Source organism: Cedecea sp. P7760 (genome assembly GCF_013386425.1).
In the GTDB taxonomy this organism is placed as follows: Bacteria; Pseudomonadota; Gammaproteobacteria; order Enterobacterales; family Enterobacteriaceae; genus Cedecea; species Cedecea selenatireducens.
The window spans coordinates 63,495-78,568 of record NZ_JACARU010000015.1 but is presented as its reverse complement, the minus strand read 5'-3'; the positions used below and the strand labels follow the sequence as shown (position 1 = coordinate 78,568).

The 15,074-nt window shown below is 53.3% G+C and carries 20 protein-coding genes; 9 read left to right on the top strand and 11 right to left on the bottom strand.

Annotated elements, in window-relative coordinates; translation table 11 throughout:
* Positions 1–2: 2 nt before the first annotated feature.
* Both pmrA and pmrB read left to right on the top strand, forming a co-directional pair.
* Positions 3–665 (top strand): two-component system response regulator PmrA, encoded by a 663-nt coding sequence (gene pmrA / locus HX778_RS05895; RefSeq protein WP_038478489.1) that lies wholly within the window; start codon positions 3–5, stop codon positions 663–665.
* Positions 662–1,717: a two-component system sensor histidine kinase PmrB gene (pmrB, locus tag HX778_RS05890; protein ID WP_176981509.1), complete on the top strand. Its 1,056-nt coding sequence runs from the start codon at positions 662–664 to the stop codon at positions 1,715–1,717. Before pmrA ends, pmrB begins: the two co-directional genes overlap by 4 nt.
* Before the next feature lie 36 nt (positions 1,718–1,753).
* Here pmrB and cgtA read toward each other — a convergent pair whose 3' ends face one another.
* The 4 genes from cgtA to rplU form a co-directional block, all read right to left on the bottom strand.
* On the bottom strand, positions 1,754–2,926 hold the full coding sequence (gene cgtA / locus HX778_RS05885; RefSeq protein WP_176981508.1) for an Obg family GTPase CgtA: 1,173 nt from the start codon (positions 2,924–2,926) through the stop codon (positions 1,754–1,756).
* A gap of 16 nt (positions 2,927–2,942) precedes the next feature.
* Complete coding sequence (locus HX778_RS05880; protein WP_038478480.1) at positions 2,943–3,908, bottom strand: DMT family transporter; 966 nt, start codon at positions 3,906–3,908, stop codon at positions 2,943–2,945.
* Between the two features lie 108 nt (positions 3,909–4,016).
* Entirely contained in the window at positions 4,017–4,274 is a 258-nt protein-coding gene (gene rpmA, locus HX778_RS05875) for a 50S ribosomal protein L27 (protein ID WP_007673187.1), read from the bottom strand.
* A 19-nt stretch (positions 4,275–4,293) separates the two neighbouring features.
* Positions 4,294–4,605, bottom strand: a complete 312-nt coding sequence (gene rplU / locus HX778_RS05870; RefSeq protein ID WP_008454812.1) for a 50S ribosomal protein L21 — start codon at positions 4,603–4,605, stop codon at positions 4,294–4,296.
* Between the two features lie 260 nt (positions 4,606–4,865).
* Between rplU and ispB the strand changes: the two genes are divergently transcribed.
* Both ispB and sfsB read left to right on the top strand, forming a co-directional pair.
* Positions 4,866–5,837 carry an octaprenyl diphosphate synthase gene (gene ispB, locus HX778_RS05865; protein ID WP_038478473.1) on the top strand — a complete coding sequence of 324 codons (972 nt, stop codon included), beginning with the start codon at positions 4,866–4,868 and terminating at the stop codon, positions 5,835–5,837.
* A 233-nt stretch (positions 5,838–6,070) separates the two neighbouring features.
* Positions 6,071–6,334, top strand: coding sequence for a DNA-binding transcriptional regulator SfsB (gene sfsB / locus HX778_RS05860; protein WP_038478471.1), 264 nt, complete (start codon positions 6,071–6,073; stop codon positions 6,332–6,334).
* 42 nt (positions 6,335–6,376) lie between these two features.
* Here the strand turns inward: sfsB and murA are convergent, their stop codons facing one another.
* The 7 genes from murA to mlaF form a co-directional block, all read right to left on the bottom strand.
* Entirely contained in the window at positions 6,377–7,639 is a 1,263-nt protein-coding gene (murA, locus tag HX778_RS05855) for a UDP-N-acetylglucosamine 1-carboxyvinyltransferase (protein WP_038478468.1), read from the bottom strand.
* 53 nt (positions 7,640–7,692) lie between these two features.
* Complete coding sequence (gene ibaG / locus HX778_RS05850; protein WP_038478465.1) at positions 7,693–7,947, bottom strand: BolA family iron metabolism protein IbaG; 255 nt, start codon at positions 7,945–7,947, stop codon at positions 7,693–7,695.
* Positions 7,948–8,080: 133 nt separating this feature from the next.
* Complete coding sequence (gene mlaB / locus HX778_RS05845; RefSeq protein WP_038478462.1) at positions 8,081–8,383, bottom strand: lipid asymmetry maintenance protein MlaB; 303 nt, start codon at positions 8,381–8,383, stop codon at positions 8,081–8,083.
* Positions 8,383–9,012 (bottom strand): phospholipid-binding protein MlaC, encoded by a 630-nt coding sequence (mlaC, locus tag HX778_RS05840; RefSeq protein ID WP_176981507.1) that lies wholly within the window; start codon positions 9,010–9,012, stop codon positions 8,383–8,385. Before mlaC ends, mlaB begins: the two co-directional genes overlap by 1 nt.
* 17 nt (positions 9,013–9,029) lie before the next feature.
* Positions 9,030–9,581: an outer membrane lipid asymmetry maintenance protein MlaD gene (mlaD, locus tag HX778_RS05835; RefSeq protein WP_038478456.1), complete on the bottom strand. Its 552-nt coding sequence runs from the start codon at positions 9,579–9,581 to the stop codon at positions 9,030–9,032.
* Positions 9,582–9,585: 4 nt separating this feature from the next.
* Complete coding sequence (gene mlaE / locus HX778_RS05830; protein ID WP_038478453.1) at positions 9,586–10,368, bottom strand: lipid asymmetry maintenance ABC transporter permease subunit MlaE; 783 nt, start codon at positions 10,366–10,368, stop codon at positions 9,586–9,588.
* Positions 10,369–10,375: 7 nt separating this feature from the next.
* Positions 10,376–11,191, bottom strand: a complete 816-nt coding sequence (gene mlaF, locus HX778_RS05825; protein WP_038478450.1) for a phospholipid ABC transporter ATP-binding protein MlaF — start codon at positions 11,189–11,191, stop codon at positions 10,376–10,378.
* 229 nt (positions 11,192–11,420) lie between these two features.
* On the opposite strand from mlaF, the gene HX778_RS05820 reads away from it, so the two are divergent.
* From HX778_RS05820 to lptA, 5 genes are read left to right on the top strand one after another with little or no spacing between them, the layout of a single operon-like run.
* Positions 11,421–12,398 (top strand): calcium/sodium antiporter, encoded by a 978-nt coding sequence (locus tag HX778_RS05820; RefSeq protein WP_038478448.1) that lies wholly within the window; start codon positions 11,421–11,423, stop codon positions 12,396–12,398.
* Positions 12,399–12,414: 16 nt separating this feature from the next.
* Positions 12,415–13,401 carry an arabinose-5-phosphate isomerase KdsD gene (gene kdsD / locus HX778_RS05815; RefSeq protein ID WP_038478445.1) on the top strand — a complete coding sequence of 329 codons (987 nt, stop codon included), beginning with the start codon at positions 12,415–12,417 and terminating at the stop codon, positions 13,399–13,401.
* Between the two features lie 16 nt (positions 13,402–13,417).
* Positions 13,418–13,984 carry a 3-deoxy-manno-octulosonate-8-phosphatase KdsC gene (gene kdsC / locus HX778_RS05810; RefSeq protein WP_038478442.1) on the top strand — a complete coding sequence of 189 codons (567 nt, stop codon included), beginning with the start codon at positions 13,418–13,420 and terminating at the stop codon, positions 13,982–13,984.
* Positions 13,981–14,553: an LPS export ABC transporter periplasmic protein LptC gene (gene lptC, locus HX778_RS05805; RefSeq protein ID WP_038478439.1), complete on the top strand. Its 573-nt coding sequence runs from the start codon at positions 13,981–13,983 to the stop codon at positions 14,551–14,553. Before kdsC ends, lptC begins: the two co-directional genes overlap by 4 nt.
* Complete coding sequence (gene lptA, locus HX778_RS05800; protein WP_038478436.1) at positions 14,522–15,073, top strand: lipopolysaccharide ABC transporter substrate-binding protein LptA; 552 nt, start codon at positions 14,522–14,524, stop codon at positions 15,071–15,073. Before lptC ends, lptA begins: the two co-directional genes overlap by 32 nt.
* The last annotated feature ends 1 nt before the right edge of the window (position 15,074 follow it).

The window sequence follows — 15,074 nt, the reverse complement described above, 5'->3', positions numbered from 1 at the left end:
CCATGAAACTGCTTATTGTTGAAGACGATTTACTGCTCCAGGAAGGTCTTGCGCTGGCATTAGGCGGGGAAGGCTATGCCTTAGACTGCGCCACCACGGCGGCCCAGGCAGACGCCCTGCTGCAAAGCGGCGAGTACAGCCTGATTATTCTCGACCTGGGGCTGCCTGATAAGGACGGTGCCACGCTGCTAAGCCAGTGGCGTCGTCGTGGGGTAAAAAACCCCGTGCTGATCCTCACGGCTCGCGACGCGCTTGAAGACCGCGTAAACGGCCTGGACTCTGGCGCCGATGATTATTTGGTTAAACCTTTTGCCCTTGCAGAGCTACAGGCACGCGCCCGGGCGCTGATTCGCCGCTATCAGGGCCACAGCGACAATCTGCTGCAGGAAGACGATTTAACCCTTAATCTACAAACACAGCAGGTCTTACTCGCTAATCAGGCCGTAGAAATTACGCCCAAAGAGTTCGCCTTGCTCACCCGCCTGATGATGCGCATTGGCCAGACGGTGCACCGCGAAACGCTGCAGCAGGATATTTACAGCTGGCAGGACGACCCAGGCTCCAATACCCTCGAAGTGCATATCCATAATCTTCGCCGCAAATTAGGGAAGGACAGAATCAAAACCGTGCGCGGCGTTGGCTACCGACTGGAAAGCCGTTCATGAGCAGCATGCGCCGGCGCCTGATGATCCTGCTGGCGCTTATTCTTCTTTTTTTCCAGCTGATAAGCGTCGTCTGGCTCTGGCATGAAAGTCGTGAGCAGATTGGCTTCCTGGTGAGTGAAACGCTGTCCGCCAAAGCCCGAAACCAGCAGGTGGAGAAGGAGATCCGCGAAGCGATTGCCTCTTTGCTGGTGCCTTCTCTGGTGATGGTCGCCTTCACGCTTTTCTTCTCCTTCTGGGCAATCACCTGGATAACCCGTCCTCTGAATCAGCTGCGCTCCAGCCTTGCTAATCGTTCCGCCGACAATCTCACGCCGCTGCCCATGTTTTCCGACATGGACGAAATGGTGGCGGTGACCAATTCCCTTAACCAGCTGCTTGGCCGCCTGGATCATACTATTCAGCAAGAACGTCTGTTCACTGCCGATGCCGCACACGAACTGAGAACGCCGCTGGCTGGCCTCAGGCTGCATCTCGAACTGATGGCAAAAAAGGGCATAGAGCAGGCACCAATGCTGCTAACCAGAATCGATCAGCTCATGCACACCATTGAGCAGCTACTGATGCTCTCCCGTGCCGGGCAAGCCCTCGCCAGCGGGCATTACAATACGCTGACCTGGAGCAGCGACATCGTTGCGCCGCTGAAGATGGAAATGGAAGAATTGGCTGCGCCTCGCGGGCAAAAGCTCATCTGGCCCGCAGACTCCTCTCTGACCGTTCAGGGCGATGCCGTGCTGCTGCGTTTGATGCTGCGTAACCTGCTGGAAAATGCCTCTCGCTATAGCCCAGAAAAAGGCGTGATTCATGTGATGCTGGCAGAGAAAGAGGGAGGAACTCTGTTGAGCGTGGTCGACAGCGGTCCGGGCATTAAAGCCGAGTATCTTCAGCAGATAACGGAACCTTTCAGGCGTATGGACCAGCGTTACGGTGGAAGCGGGCTGGGCCTGAACATTGTGCTACGTATTGTGCAGCTCCATCATGGCAGTCTTGAACTGGATAACCACGCTGAAGGCGGCCTGCAGGCTGACTGCTGGCTTCCCGGCAGCATTCAATAAAAAAGGCCGGGAGCACCGGCCTTGTTCATTTGAGACTTACTTCTGGTAGATAATTTCGACGCCTTCGTCGTCTTCATCGTCCCAGTCGTCATCCCAATCTTCTTCTGCTTCAGCTTCCATTTCATCGAGCTGCTGGCGATGGTAGTCATCCCACATAAACTCGACTTTCTCTGTCTGCTTAGCGACTTCAGCCGCCGTAATTGGGTTTTCGATGATAAAGGTCATCACATCCCAGCAGAGATCCTTCACGCCCATCTGGCTTGCCGCAGAGATAAGGTAGAATTTATCTTCCCAGCCGAGTGCTTCGGCAATCGCCTTCGCCTTCTCTTCAGCCTGCGCTTTGTCCATCAGGTCGATTTTGTTAAACACCAGCCAGCGAGGTTTAGACGCCAGGCTTTCGCTGTATTTTTCCAGCTCGCCAACAATAATACGGGCGTTCTCAACCGGATCTGAACCATCGATAGGCTCAATATCGATGAGGTGCAGCAGAACACGGCAACGTTCCAGGTGCTTCAGGAAGCGAATACCAAGACCGGCACCGTCGGCGGCGCCCTCAATCAGCCCCGGGATATCCGCGACAACGAAGCTCTTCTCGTTATCCATGCGGACAACGCCAAGACTTGGCACCAGCGTGGTAAATGGATAGTCAGCAACTTTTGGCTTCGCTGCAGATACCGCGCGGATAAAGGTCGATTTGCCTGCGTTCGGCATGCCCAGCATGCCAACATCGGCCAGCAGCATCAGCTCTAACTGCAGGTCACGTTTTTCACCTGGAGTCCCCATCGTCTTCTGGCGAGGAGTACGGTTGACCGAGGATTTAAAACGGGTGTTACCCAGGCCGTGCCAGCCGCCCTTAGCAACCATCAGCTTTTGACCATGCTGGGTCATATCACCCATGGTTTCACCGGTGCCCTGATCGATAACTCGGGTACCGACGGGAACCTTCACAGTCACGTCATGACCACGCTTGCCGGTACAATCGCGGCTTTGGCCATTCTGACCGCGTTCAGCGCGGAAAGCCTTTTCAAAACGATAATCGATGAGCGTATTCAGGTTCTCGTCGGCTTCAAGCCATACGTCACCGCCGTCACCGCCGTCACCGCCGTCCGGGCCGCCTCTCGGGATATATTTTTCACGACGGAAGCTAACGCAGCCGTTACCGCCATCCCCTGCCACGACCAGGATCGTTGCTTCATCAACAAACTTCATCTTACTTCTCCGTAAATCATTCGCCCGAACGTTGCACCGGTGTGGCCGTTTCGGTTTTATGCCAGCGCCCCCAAAGGCGGTGGCCAATCGCAGAATACATAGCACCAGCCACAACCACCAGTGCACCGATGTAACCCACAAGGTTAAGCATCGGTATGGCGAAATACTCGGGCCATGCCTGAGACAGCAGGTCTGAGAACAGCAGCGTAAACAGCGGCGTTAGCGTAATGATGGCGCTAACCTGGGAGGCCTGCCAGCGCGCCATCGCCTCAGCGAGCGCGCCGTATCCTACCAACGTATTCAGACCGCAAAAAACCAGACACGTCAGTTGCCAGCTACTGAGCTGGAAAATAACGCCCGGCTTTGCCAGCGGCAAAAGTGCAATAGTACATAAAGTGTACAGCAAAAAGAGGATCTGTTGCGAGGCCAGCCGACGTAATAACACCTTCTGCGCTACACCATAACTGACCCAAACCGTTGCCGCCAGCACGCCAAAGATTACTCCAAGCGTGTAATCCGTCAGGCGGGTAAAAATTTCTATCAGGCTGGTGTTGAAGAACATCACCAGCCCGCATAAGAGCATAATGGCACCGATAACCTGTGTGCCACGCATTCTCTCTTTCAGCACCACCACGCTCGCCACCATCATCCCCACGGGGGAGAGCTGACCAATGACCTGAGACGCGGTAGGACTTAAATACTGCAGGGAGGAGCTAAAGAGCAGAAAGTTGCCAAATAGCCCACCGGTGGCAATCGCTAACAGCGCCAGCCACCGAGGCTTACGGAACAGGGTGAGCGGCGGAAGTTTACCCCGAATCGCGAGAATAATGCCGAGGCCAATACTGGCCATCAGGAACCGATAAAAGACCACCGTCGGCGGCGCCATCACCGGAAGCACCTGCTTCATCGCTATCGGTAACGCTCCCCAGCACATCGCCGTGGTAAGCGCTAAAAGAATGCCGATCCCCGCCTGCTGCCCCATGCCCATTCCCTGTTTTAATTTACCAGGCGTACAATATTTACCAGGCGTACAATGTAAAAAGCCCCGCAACACGTTGCGGGGCTTTCATCCGTTACCGGACCGAAAAACTTACTCAGCAACGATGCTGATGTATTTACGATTGTTCGGGCCTTTAACTTCGAATTTTACTTTACCGTCTGCTTTAGCAAACAGGGTGTGGTCACGACCACAACCTACATTGTTGCCAGCGTGGAATTTAGTACCACGTTGACGAACGATGATGCTACCAGCCAGTACAGTTTCGCCACCAAAGCGTTTTACACCGAGGCGTTTTGCTTCTGAATCGCGACCGTTACGAGTTGAGCCGCCAGCCTTTTTATGTGCCATTTAATCTACTCCTCAGGTCTTAGGCGCTGATGCCAGTAATTTTCACATCGGTGAACCACTGACGGTGGCCCGCTTGCTTACGATAGTGTTTACGGCGACGGAACTTGACGATTTTAACTTTCTCGCCACGACCGTGAGCAACGACTTCAGCTTTGATAACGCCACCATCGACGAAAGGAACGCCGATTTTGACTTCTTCACCGTTTGCGATCATCAGAACTTCAGCGAACTCAACAGTTTCGCCAGTTGCGATGTCCAGCTTTTCCAGGCGAACGGTCTGACCTTCGCTTACTCGGTGTTGTTTACCACCACTTTGGAAAACCGCGTACATATAAAACTCCGCTTTCCGCGCTTGCCTTTCATTGGATTCAGGTAGCGCTATAAATATTCACAATAGGGCGCGAATATTACGCAAATCGTGATGCTTTGACAAGTCCGATCGTCAATTAGCGTAGAAAAAAAACGCAACAGCACACACACCGTTTATCTGCCTCGTTTTTTCAGTACAATCTGTACTACAGTATCGAACCTCAACCCTCTCGTTATGCCATACGGATATGGAATAAACAGGACGAAAGCCAGACTTTTGCGATGAATTTAGAAAAAATTAATGAGTTAACCGCGCAAGATATGGCGGGTGTCAATGCGACAATCCTTGAGCAACTGAATTCTGATGTCCAGCTGATCAACCAGCTGGGCTACTACATCGTCAGCGGCGGCGGTAAACGTATCCGCCCTATGATTGCCGTGCTTGCCGCACGGGCACTTGCTTATGAAGGGCAGGCGCATGTCAGAATAGCGGCGCTAATCGAATTCATACATACCGCTACCCTTCTCCACGATGACGTCGTGGACGAATCAGATATGCGTCGCGGTAAAGCCACGGCTAACGCTGCTTTTGGCAATGCCGCAAGCGTGTTGGTCGGCGACTTTATCTATACGCGTTCCTTCCAGATGATGACCAGTCTGGGCTCGCTGAAAGTGCTGGAAGTCATGTCTGAGGCTGTTAACGTCATTGCTGAAGGCGAAGTACTGCAGTTGATGAACTGCAATGACCCTGATATCACCGAAGAAAGCTACATGCGGGTGATTTACAGCAAAACGGCTCGCCTGTTTGAAGCCGCAGCGCAATGTTCGGGGATCCTGGCTGGTGCATCTGACGTTCAGGAAAAAGCGCTGCAGGATTATGGGCGTTACCTGGGCACGGCTTTCCAGCTCATTGACGATCTGCTGGATTACAGCTCGGACGGGCAGACCCTGGGTAAAAACGTCGGTGATGACCTTAACGAAGGTAAGCCTACGCTGCCGCTGCTGCACGCCATGCGTAATGGTTCACCGGAACAGACACAGATGATCCGTGAAGCGATCGAACAAGGAAATGGCCGCCATCTGCTGGATCCTGTCCTGAAAGCTATGGCGGATTGCGGTTCTCTGGAGTGGACCCGCCAGCGTGCTGAGGAAGAGGCAGATAAAGCAATCGACGCGCTTTCTGTTCTGCCTGATAGCCCATATCGTGAAGCGCTTATCTCTTTAGCCCACATGTCCGTACAGCGCGATCGTTAGCGAGTACTTTAGCGCGTCATTTGGCGCGCTAAGTTTCCAATAAAACTTCGCCCCATCTCCATACCTTCACTTAAATCCTGCCATTTTCATTTGATTTCATCATATATGCGGATGAAAACACAGAATGCGTTATTCCTTACACTTACAGGAATCATTTGGAACTTTTTATGCTATAAGTTTCCTGTACTAATGCTCAGTTCAGGGCAGGATTTGTAAGATTACAGGGAGAGATTATGGAAAATCAGTATGTGGACTGGCATCCGGCGGACATCATTGCCGGCCTGCGAAAAAAGAGAACCTCGCTTGCCGCCCTGTCACGTCAGTCAGGTTTAAGCTCATCAACGCTCGCCAACGCGTTATCCCGCCCCTGGCCTAAAGGGGAGTTCATTATCGCTCAGGCTCTGGGCGTAGCCCCTCAGGTCATTTGGCCGTCGCGCTATCACGATCCTATAACCCATGAGTTTATCGACAGATCCAGCAAGATTCGGCAGCTATAAAAAAACCGGGGCATGCCCCGGTTTTTTCTTGCTAAGGGAGGCTTACTCGCTTCCCTTCACGCGTTCGATTTTCGCGCCCAGCGCCTGAAGCTTATCTTCAATGCGCTCATAGCCGCGGTCGATGTGGTAAATACGGTCAACCACCGTCGTGCCCTCTGCAATACAGCCAGCCAGAACAAGGCTTGCTGACGCGCGGAGATCTGTCGCCATGACCTGAGCACCAGAAAGTGTCTCAACGCCATGACAGATAACGGTGTTGCTTTCGATTTCCGCGTGCGCGCCCATACGAATTAACTCAGGCACATGCATAAAGCGGTTTTCGAAGATAGTTTCGGTGATCACGCCCGTCCCTTCAGCCACCAGGTTCAGCAGGGTGAATTGCGCCTGCATATCGGTAGGGAAGCCAGGGTGTGGGGCCGTACGAACCGTCACGCCTTTTGGACGCTGGCCGTGCATATCAAGGCTTATCCAGTCTTCACCGGTTTCAACCTCAGCACCTGCTTCACGCAGCTTAGCCAGAACCGCATCCAGGGTGTCAGGCTGCGCGTTACGGCAGAGGATTTTACCGCCTGAAATAGCTGCAGCCACCAGGAAGGTCCCGGTTTCAATGCGGTCAGGTAGAACGCGATAAACGCCGCCGCCCAAACGAGCAACACCTTCGATAGTAATGCGATCTGTGCCCGCACCGCTGATCTTCGCGCCCAGAGTGTTGAGAAAGTTCGCCGTATCGACGATTTCAGGTTCACGAGCGGCGTTTTCAATCACCGTCTTGCCTTCAGCAAGCGTGGCTGCACTCATGATGGTGACGGTAGCGCCCACGCTCACCTTATCCATCACAATGTGGGCCCCTTTAAGGCGGCCGTTTACCGAAGCCTTAACGTAGCCTTCTTCCAGCTTAATCTCTGCGCCCAGCTGCTCGAGACCGGTAATATGCAGGTCAACCGGACGAGCACCAATGGCACACCCGCCAGGCAGAGAAACCTGCCCTTGTCCAAAACGCGCAACCAGTGGCCCCAGAGCCCAGATAGACGCGCGCATGGTTTTTACCAGGTCGTATGGCGCACAAAAGATATTCACGCCGCTGGCATCAATGAAGACGGAACCATTACGCTCAACCTTGGTACCCAGCTGGCTCAGCAGCTTCATGGTGGTATCAATGTCTTTCAGCTTTGGAACGTTCTGAATCTCTACCGGCTCTTCCGCCAGAAGGGCTGCGAAGAGGATTGGCAGCGCGGCGTTTTTAGCCCCTGAGATTGTCACTTCACCACTCAGGCGAGTTGGCCCCTGCACACGAAATTTATCCATTGAAACTGCTCTCTTTTAAATTCAAAACGTTATCATCAGCCTGAGCCGATGATTCAAAAACCATTCAGTTTGCGATCGCGCGCCCACTCTTCCGGCGTGTAGGTCTTGATGGAAACGGCATGGATGCGATTATCCGCGATAAATTCCATCAGCGGAGCATAGACCGTTTGCTGTTTCTTGACGCGACTTAACTCGGCGAATAACTCACCCACCGCTATCACCTGAAAGTGGCTGCCATCGCCCGAGACGTGGACTTCCTGGAGGGGCAGTGCGTTCATCAGCACTGTCTGAATTTCATGATTTTCCATGGGGTATCTATTCGTCGATTAATAAATGATGAAATAAGCCACACATCTTAGAGGAAAGTGGCGTCCGCTTAAATAAGCAAAAAGCCCCGGAACTTAACAGTTCGAGGGCTTTGAAAGTAACGTGCTGAAATCATTAGCCTGCCAGATGCGGCAGCAGCGTCTCTGGCAGATTGTAGAGCTGAGCCAGCGTGCGCAAATTCTCACTGGCTCCCCGCAGCTCAACCTCGCGTCCCTGACGGGTGGCGATGGCTGTCAGGTGGATAAGTAACGCCAGCCCTGCAGTATCAACACGCGTCAGGCCGCTAAGCTCAAAGACGGTAATACCGGCGACCGTCTTCTCGCGCTGCGCCCAGAGCTGCTGAACGGTATCTCCATCCAGCTCGCCAAAAAAGTGCAACGTGGCACCTTCCTGTTTCCAGCTCAGTTCTTCCGCCATTACTGTTTACTGTCCAGAGTAATCGGCTGCTTCGAAATGGACTGCAGCTGTGCGGTCAAACCATCAATCCCTTTGGTACGCAGCAGGTCGCTCCACTCGTTCTGTTTAGTGGTGATCATGCTGATCCCTTCGGCGATCATGTCGTAGGCCTGCCAGTTGCCCGTTTGGCTATTTTTACGCCACTGGAAGTCAAGACGCACCGGCGGCCGGCCATTGGGATCGATAATCGTCACGCGGATCGCAATAATATCCGCGTTGCCCAGCGGCTGCTCCGGGGCTATCTGGTAAGTCTGACCGTGATACATCGCCAGCGCCTGACCATATGCCTGCTTCAGGTATTCTTCGAAAGCCTTAAAGTAGGCGTCGCGCTGCGCAGGCGTGGCGTCTTTATAGTAACGACCCAGCACCAATGCTCCAGCGTATTTAATCTGCACGTAAGGCAACAGCTCCTGGCCGACGATATCGCGCAGATAATTCGGGTTCTGCCGAATTTTAGGCTGCTCAGCCTTCAGGCGGTCAAAGGTCTTCTGCGCCGCCTCGTTCATTAACTTGTAAGGGTTGGTTTGATCGGCCGCCATCGCAAACGGGACTATCACCAGCATGGCAACCATCATAAGACGCTTAAACATTGTTCGTTCCTCTTAAATTAATTCGTGGTCCCTGGCTGCGGCGCGGCATCAGTATGACCCGCAGGATGCGCCTCGGCATCGCCAGAATTCTTGTTGTCGCCGTTGCCGCTCTTATAGAGGAACTGGCCAATCAGGTCCTCAAGTACCAACGCAGACTTCGTATCCTGAATGGTACTGCCGTCTTTAAGCATAGATGACCCGAGTTCCGGGTCATCAAAACCGAGATTAAGGGCAATATACTGCTCACCCAGCAGGCCAGAAGTACGAATAGCCAGGGAGCTGGTATCCGGGATCTGGTTGTAGCGCTGTTCGATATCCAGCGTTACGCGAGGCAGGTACGTTTTGGGATCGAGGGCGATGCCATCAACACGACCAATCACGACGCCGCCAAGGCGAACAGGCGAACTCATTTTCAGGCCGCCAATGTTGTCGAATGTGGCGTAGACCCGATAGGTCGGCTCACTGCGCAGAGACGTGACGTTAGCCACCTTCAGGCAGAGAAAAACAATGGCAACCAGCGCTACCAGCAGAAAAGCACCAACCCAAACTTCAAATTTCTTTGTTTGCATGAACTCAATTCCCAAACATCAGTGCTGTCAGCACAAAATCGAGGCCCAGAACGGCCAGAGAAGCGTGCACAACGGTGCGTGTGGTTGCCCGGCTAATTCCCGCCGAGGTCGGAATAGCATCGTACCCGTTGAATAACGCAATCCACGTTACGGTAATGGCGAACACCACGCTTTTAATGACGCAGTTAACCAAATCAAGCCGCCAGGAAACCGCATTTTGCATTGCTGACCAGAAGAAACCGGCATCAATGCCTTTCCAGTTAACGCCCACCAGAGCACCGCCCCAAACGCCTACGGCGACAAAAATAAGCGTCAACAGCGGCAGTGAAATCACCCCGGCCCAAAAGCGCGGCGAGACAACACGGCGCAGCGGGTCAACCGCCATCATCTCCATGCTGGAAAGCTGTTCGGTAGCGCGCATCAGGCCAATTTCGGCGGTTAAAGCAGAACCCGCACGCCCGGCAAACAGCAGCGCGGCAACGACCGGGCCAAGTTCACGAAGCAAGGAGAGCGCCACCAGCATGCCGAGACTCGACTCGGCGCTGTAGGTCGTCAGAACCAGGTAGCCCTGAAGCCCAAGCACCATCCCGATGAACAGACCGGAAACCATGATGATCAGCATCGACAATACGCCGACGTTATAAAGCTGACGCACCAGCAACGGCGCATGTTTGCGAAACTCAGGTTTCCCGACCAGCGCGTTGAATAACATCAGTCCGGCACGCCCGAACGAGGCGCAGGTTTTTATCCCACGTCGCCCGAAAGAGGCCAGTGCATTTAGCAGCATGAGCAGTTTAGCTCCTCGTTCCAGATAACAAATCTTGTTGATAATCCCCGGCCGGATAGCGGAATGGCACCGGACCGTCAGCGATCCCGTCAAGGAATTGTCGAACACGGGGATCATGATTTTCGCGAAGTTCCGCCGGGCTACCGTGCGCAACAATGTGCTGGTCGGCGGCAATATAAGCGTAATCCGCGATGCTTAATACTTCCGGAACGTCGTGCGATACCACAATGCAGGTGACACCGAGCGAACTGTTGAGTTCAGAGATGAGTTTAACCAGAACGCCCATGGTTATCGGATCCTGACCAACAAAAGGTTCGTCAAACATGATCAGGTCTGGCTCAAGCGCAATCGCGCGGGCCAAAGCTGCGCGGCGAGCCATACCGCCGGATAGTTCAGAAGGCATAAGTTTCGCGGCACCACGAAGCCCTACCGCTTCCAGCTTCATCATCACCGTGCTTTGCAGCAAAGGTTCCGGTAACTGGCGATGCTCACGCAGTGGGTAAGCCACATTTTCGAACACGTTAAGATCGGTAAATAAAGCACCTGACTGGAACAGCATGCTCATACGCTTGCGAACGGTGAAAAGCCGCGAACGTGACATCGCCGGAACGTTTTCTCCGTCAAACAGGATCTCGCCGCTGTCGGGCTGGATCTGCCCACCAATAAGCTTTAAAAGCGTAGTCTTACCGATCCCCGATGGCCCCATGATCGCCGTCACCTTGCCACGAGGTACGGTCAGCGAAATATTCTCGAAGATCTGGCGTTCGCCACGGGAAAAACTCATCCCGCGGATCTCAACCAGATTCGCTCCAGTCTGACTCATCGCCCTTCCTTTTTTGTGTTTGCCGGCAAGCATGGCCTTAAAGAGATGCTAAAACCCAACATTTTTACAGAATATTACCTGTGCGGGTTAGCGAAAGCTGGCATTTGTTTTACTTTTCCGCCGCATAAAGTCAGAATTAAGACTTATCGCCGGGTTCAGGCAGCACTTCGTTTTGCCCGAGCCTTCAGGCCCTCAGGATCGGCGATTATACCCTAAGAAAGGATTTTTCATGCTGTTAGCTACGGCGCTATTAATTATTGGTTTACTTCTGGTGGTCTATGGCGCCGACCGTTTAGTTTTCGCCGCAGCGATCCTTTGTCGCAGTATCGGGATCCCACCGCTGATTATCGGCATGACGGTGGTCAGCATCGGCACTTCACTTCCTGAAATTATCATCGCCAGCTCTTCCGCGCTGCACGGCCAGCTGGACTTAGCCGTCGGCACGGCCATCGGCTCTAATATCACCAATATAATGCTGATTTTGGGGCTCGCAGCGCTATTACACCCATTTACCGTTAATTCCGATATTCTACGGCGTGAATTGCCCCTAATGTTGGCGGTAAGTGCCGCCGCAGGCCTTTTTTTATATGACGGTGAGCTGACGCAGGCAGAAGGTATCATGCTGCTGACGATGGCAGTGTTATATCTGGTGTTTATCATTAGAATAGGCCGCCTTGCCGAGCGCCAGGGCGTTGATAGCCTGACGCGGGAACAGCTCGCTGAGCTTCCTCAGGAAGGCAGCCTGTCGGTCGCGTTTTTATGGCTGGGCGTTGCGTTAGTTATCATGCCGATGGCGACGCGGATGGTTATCGATAATGCCTCAGTGCTGGCCCATTATTTCGGCGTAAGCGAGCTGGTGATTGGCTTGACGATTATCGCCGTGGGGACCAGCCTGCCGGAACTGGCAACCGCTATCGCCGGTGCACGCAAAGGTGAAGATGATATCGCGATCGGTAATATTATCGGGTCGAATATTTTTAACGTTGTTTTTGTTCTCGGGATCCCCGCACTGGTGGCGCCCGGCAGCCTGAATCCGCTGGCTTTCGCCCGGGATTACTGGCTGATGTTAGCGGTAAGTGCTGTTTTTGCCGTGCTGTGCTGGCGTAAACCACGCCAAATCGGCAAGCTCGCCGGCGCTCTGTTAACATGTGGGTTTATCATATGGATCGTGGTGCTGTGGTTTGTTGCGCCACCTGTCGTCGGATAAAACGGAAACAGGAATTATGTCTCATATAGATTTAGCGCCGGGTTTTGACTTTCAACAAGCGGGCAAAGACGTGCTCAATATTGAACGTGAAGGCCTGGCTCAGCTTGACCAGTACATCAACGACGATTTTTCACAGGCCTGCGAGAAGATTTTCTACTGCCCGGGCAAAGTTGTCGTCATGGGCATGGGGAAATCAGGCCATATCGGTAAAAAAATGGCGGCAACCTTTGCCAGCACCGGCACCCCGGCCTTTTTTGTGCATCCAGGAGAAGCCAGCCACGGCGACCTGGGTATGGTCACGGCGCAGGATATCGTCATTGCGGTTTCTAACTCCGGCGAGTCGAATGAAATTCTGGCGCTCATTCCGGTATTAAAACGCCTGCAGGTGCCGTTGATTTGCATGACCGCACGCCCGGAAAGCTCCATGGGCCGCGCGGCGGATATCCATCTGTGCATTAAAGTCCCTCAGGAAGCATGCCCGCTTGGCCTGGCGCCGACCACCAGCACCACGGCGACGCTGGTCATGGGTGACGCCCTGGCCGTAGCCTTGCTGAAAGCCCGTGGGTTCACCGCTGAAGACTTCGCACTGTCTCACCCTGGCGGCGCGCTGGGCCGCAAACTGCTCTTACGCGTCAACGACATCATGCACACAGGCGATGATATCCCGCACGTGAGCAAAGAGGCGTCGCTACGCGATGCGCTGTTGGAAATTACCCGTAAAAATATGGGGATGACGGTCATCTGCAATGACCTGATGAAAATTGAAGGCATCTTTACCGACGGCGATTTACGTCGCGTGTTCGATATGGGAGCCGATTTAAATACCTTACGCATTGCTGATGTCATGACGACCGGCGGCATTCGCGTACGCCCTGGCACATTGGCGGTAGATGCATTAAACCTGATGCAGTCCCGCCATATCACCTCGGTTATGGTCGCGGATGGCGACCAGTTGCTGGGTGTGGTACATATGCATGACATGCTGCGCGCAGGCGTAGTTTAAAAAAGGATTAGCCTTAATGAGTAACCGTGATGCGCTGCTTGATACCTGCTACGGGCCGGTAAGCGCGCAGGTCATAGCGCGGGCGAAAGAGATTCGCCTGCTGATTCTGGACGTCGATGGCGTAATGTCCGACGGCCTTATTTACATGGGCAACAGCGGCGAAGAGCTTAAAGCCTTCAACGTGCGTGATGGCTATGGTATTCGCTGCGCCCTGACCTCCGGAATTGAAGTCGCTATTATTACTGGCAGGAAAGCAAAGCTGCTGGAAGATCGCTGCGCAACATTGGGCATCACCCACCTTTATCAGGGGCAGTCCGATAAACTGGTCGCGTTTCGCGATCTGCTGTCAAAAGTCGCGCTTTTACCGGAGCAAGTTGCCTACATTGGCGACGATCTTATCGACTGGCCGGTTATGGAGCAGGTGGGTTTAAGCGTTGCGGTAGCCGACGCGCACCCATTATTGACGCCAAAAGCGGATTACGTGACCAGAATCAGCGGTGGGCGAGGTGCAGTGCGGGAAATTTGCGATCTGCTGTTGATGGCGCAGGGTAAACTTGACGAGGCCAAAGGGCAATCCATATGAGCAAGACCAGACGTTGGATTATTTTCCTGCTCGCCATTGCGGCATTAGTGCTGATCGGCCTGAATTTGACGGATAAAGACGAGCCGGGCGTAGCCGTTAACAACGATACCCCGACTTATCAAAGTGAATTATCCACAACGATTGTCTATAACCCGCAGGGCGCGCTGAACTATAAGCTTATCGCTCAACACGTTGAATACTTCTCGGATACCGGTATTTCGTGGTTCACCAGGCCGGTAATGACGCAGTACGATGAAAATAAAATTGCTACCTGGGAAATTCACGCAGATCGCGCCAAACTTACCGATGACAAGATGCTCTATCTGTACGGTAACGTCGTCGTCACAGCGCTAACGCCAGACTCGCAGTTACGCAAAATTACGACGGACAATGCGCAGGTGAATTTAATTACTCAAGATGTCGCTTCTGACGATCTTGTTACCCTGTACGGCACCACATTTAACTCCAGTGGCCTGAAAATGCGTGGCAACTTACGCAGCCAAACTGCACAGCTGATTGAAAAGGTTAAAACCTCTTATGAAATCCAGAATAAACAAACTCAGCCTTAAACTTGTTCTGCTTGGTTCGCTTTTTGCCGCACCTTTGTCAGCCTGGGCCCTGACGGGCGACACCGAACAGCCTATTCATATCGAATCTGACCAACAGTCCCTCGATATGCAGGGCAACGTTGTCACCTTCACCGGTAATGTCGTTGTGACGCAGGGCAGTATCAAAATCAACGCCGATAAAGTTGTTGTCACCCGCCCTGGCGGCGAGCAGGGCAAAGAGGTGATTGATGGCTACGGCAAGCCTGCGACCTTCTATCAAATGCAGGACAGCGGTAAGCCGGTAAAAGGCCACGCCTCCACCATGCACTATGAACTGGCTAACGACTTCGTGGTGCTGACCGGTAACGCTTACCTTGAACAACTGGACAGCAACATCACCGGCGACAAGATTACGTATCTGGTGAAGGATCAAAAAATGCAGGCGTTTAGCGAGAAAGGCAAACGCGTTACTACCGTGCTGGTGCCGTCTCAGCTGCAGAATAAAAACGGCCAGCAGCCGGCACAAAAAAAGAGTAACTGAT

What these genes read in the sequence shown, in the direction of transcription:
- pmrA (WP_038478489.1), top strand. Translation starts at nt 3, where the DNA reads ATGAAACTGCTTATTGTTGAAGACGATTTACTGCTCCAGGAAGGTCTT.
- pmrB (WP_176981509.1), top strand. Translation starts at nt 662, where the DNA reads ATGAGCAGCATGCGCCGGCGCCTGATGATCCTGCTGGCGCTTATTCTT.
- cgtA (WP_176981508.1), bottom strand. Translation starts at nt 2,926, where the DNA reads ATGAAGTTTGTTGATGAAGCAACGATCCTGGTCGTGGCAGGGGATGGC.
- HX778_RS05880 (WP_038478480.1), bottom strand. Translation starts at nt 3,908, where the DNA reads ATGGGGCAGCAGGCGGGGATCGGCATTCTTTTAGCGCTTACCACGGCG.
- rpmA (WP_007673187.1), bottom strand. Translation starts at nt 4,274, where the DNA reads ATGGCACATAAAAAGGCTGGCGGCTCAACTCGTAACGGTCGCGATTCA.
- rplU (WP_008454812.1), bottom strand. Translation starts at nt 4,605, where the DNA reads ATGTACGCGGTTTTCCAAAGTGGTGGTAAACAACACCGAGTAAGCGAA.
- ispB (WP_038478473.1), top strand. Translation starts at nt 4,866, where the DNA reads ATGAATTTAGAAAAAATTAATGAGTTAACCGCGCAAGATATGGCGGGT.
- sfsB (WP_038478471.1), top strand. Translation starts at nt 6,071, where the DNA reads ATGGAAAATCAGTATGTGGACTGGCATCCGGCGGACATCATTGCCGGC.
- murA (WP_038478468.1), bottom strand. Translation starts at nt 7,639, where the DNA reads ATGGATAAATTTCGTGTGCAGGGGCCAACTCGCCTGAGTGGTGAAGTG.
- ibaG (WP_038478465.1), bottom strand. Translation starts at nt 7,947, where the DNA reads ATGGAAAATCATGAAATTCAGACAGTGCTGATGAACGCACTGCCCCTC.
- mlaB (WP_038478462.1), bottom strand. Translation starts at nt 8,383, where the DNA reads ATGGCGGAAGAACTGAGCTGGAAACAGGAAGGTGCCACGTTGCACTTT.
- mlaC (WP_176981507.1), bottom strand. Translation starts at nt 9,012, where the DNA reads ATGTTTAAGCGTCTTATGATGGTTGCCATGCTGGTGATAGTCCCGTTT.
- mlaD (WP_038478456.1), bottom strand. Translation starts at nt 9,581, where the DNA reads ATGCAAACAAAGAAATTTGAAGTTTGGGTTGGTGCTTTTCTGCTGGTA.
- mlaE (WP_038478453.1), bottom strand. Translation starts at nt 10,368, where the DNA reads ATGCTGCTAAATGCACTGGCCTCTTTCGGGCGACGTGGGATAAAAACC.
- mlaF (WP_038478450.1), bottom strand. Translation starts at nt 11,191, where the DNA reads ATGAGTCAGACTGGAGCGAATCTGGTTGAGATCCGCGGGATGAGTTTT.
- HX778_RS05820 (WP_038478448.1), top strand. Translation starts at nt 11,421, where the DNA reads ATGCTGTTAGCTACGGCGCTATTAATTATTGGTTTACTTCTGGTGGTC.
- kdsD (WP_038478445.1), top strand. Translation starts at nt 12,415, where the DNA reads ATGTCTCATATAGATTTAGCGCCGGGTTTTGACTTTCAACAAGCGGGC.
- kdsC (WP_038478442.1), top strand. Translation starts at nt 13,418, where the DNA reads ATGAGTAACCGTGATGCGCTGCTTGATACCTGCTACGGGCCGGTAAGC.
- lptC (WP_038478439.1), top strand. Translation starts at nt 13,981, where the DNA reads ATGAGCAAGACCAGACGTTGGATTATTTTCCTGCTCGCCATTGCGGCA.
- lptA (WP_038478436.1), top strand. Translation starts at nt 14,522, where the DNA reads ATGAAATCCAGAATAAACAAACTCAGCCTTAAACTTGTTCTGCTTGGT.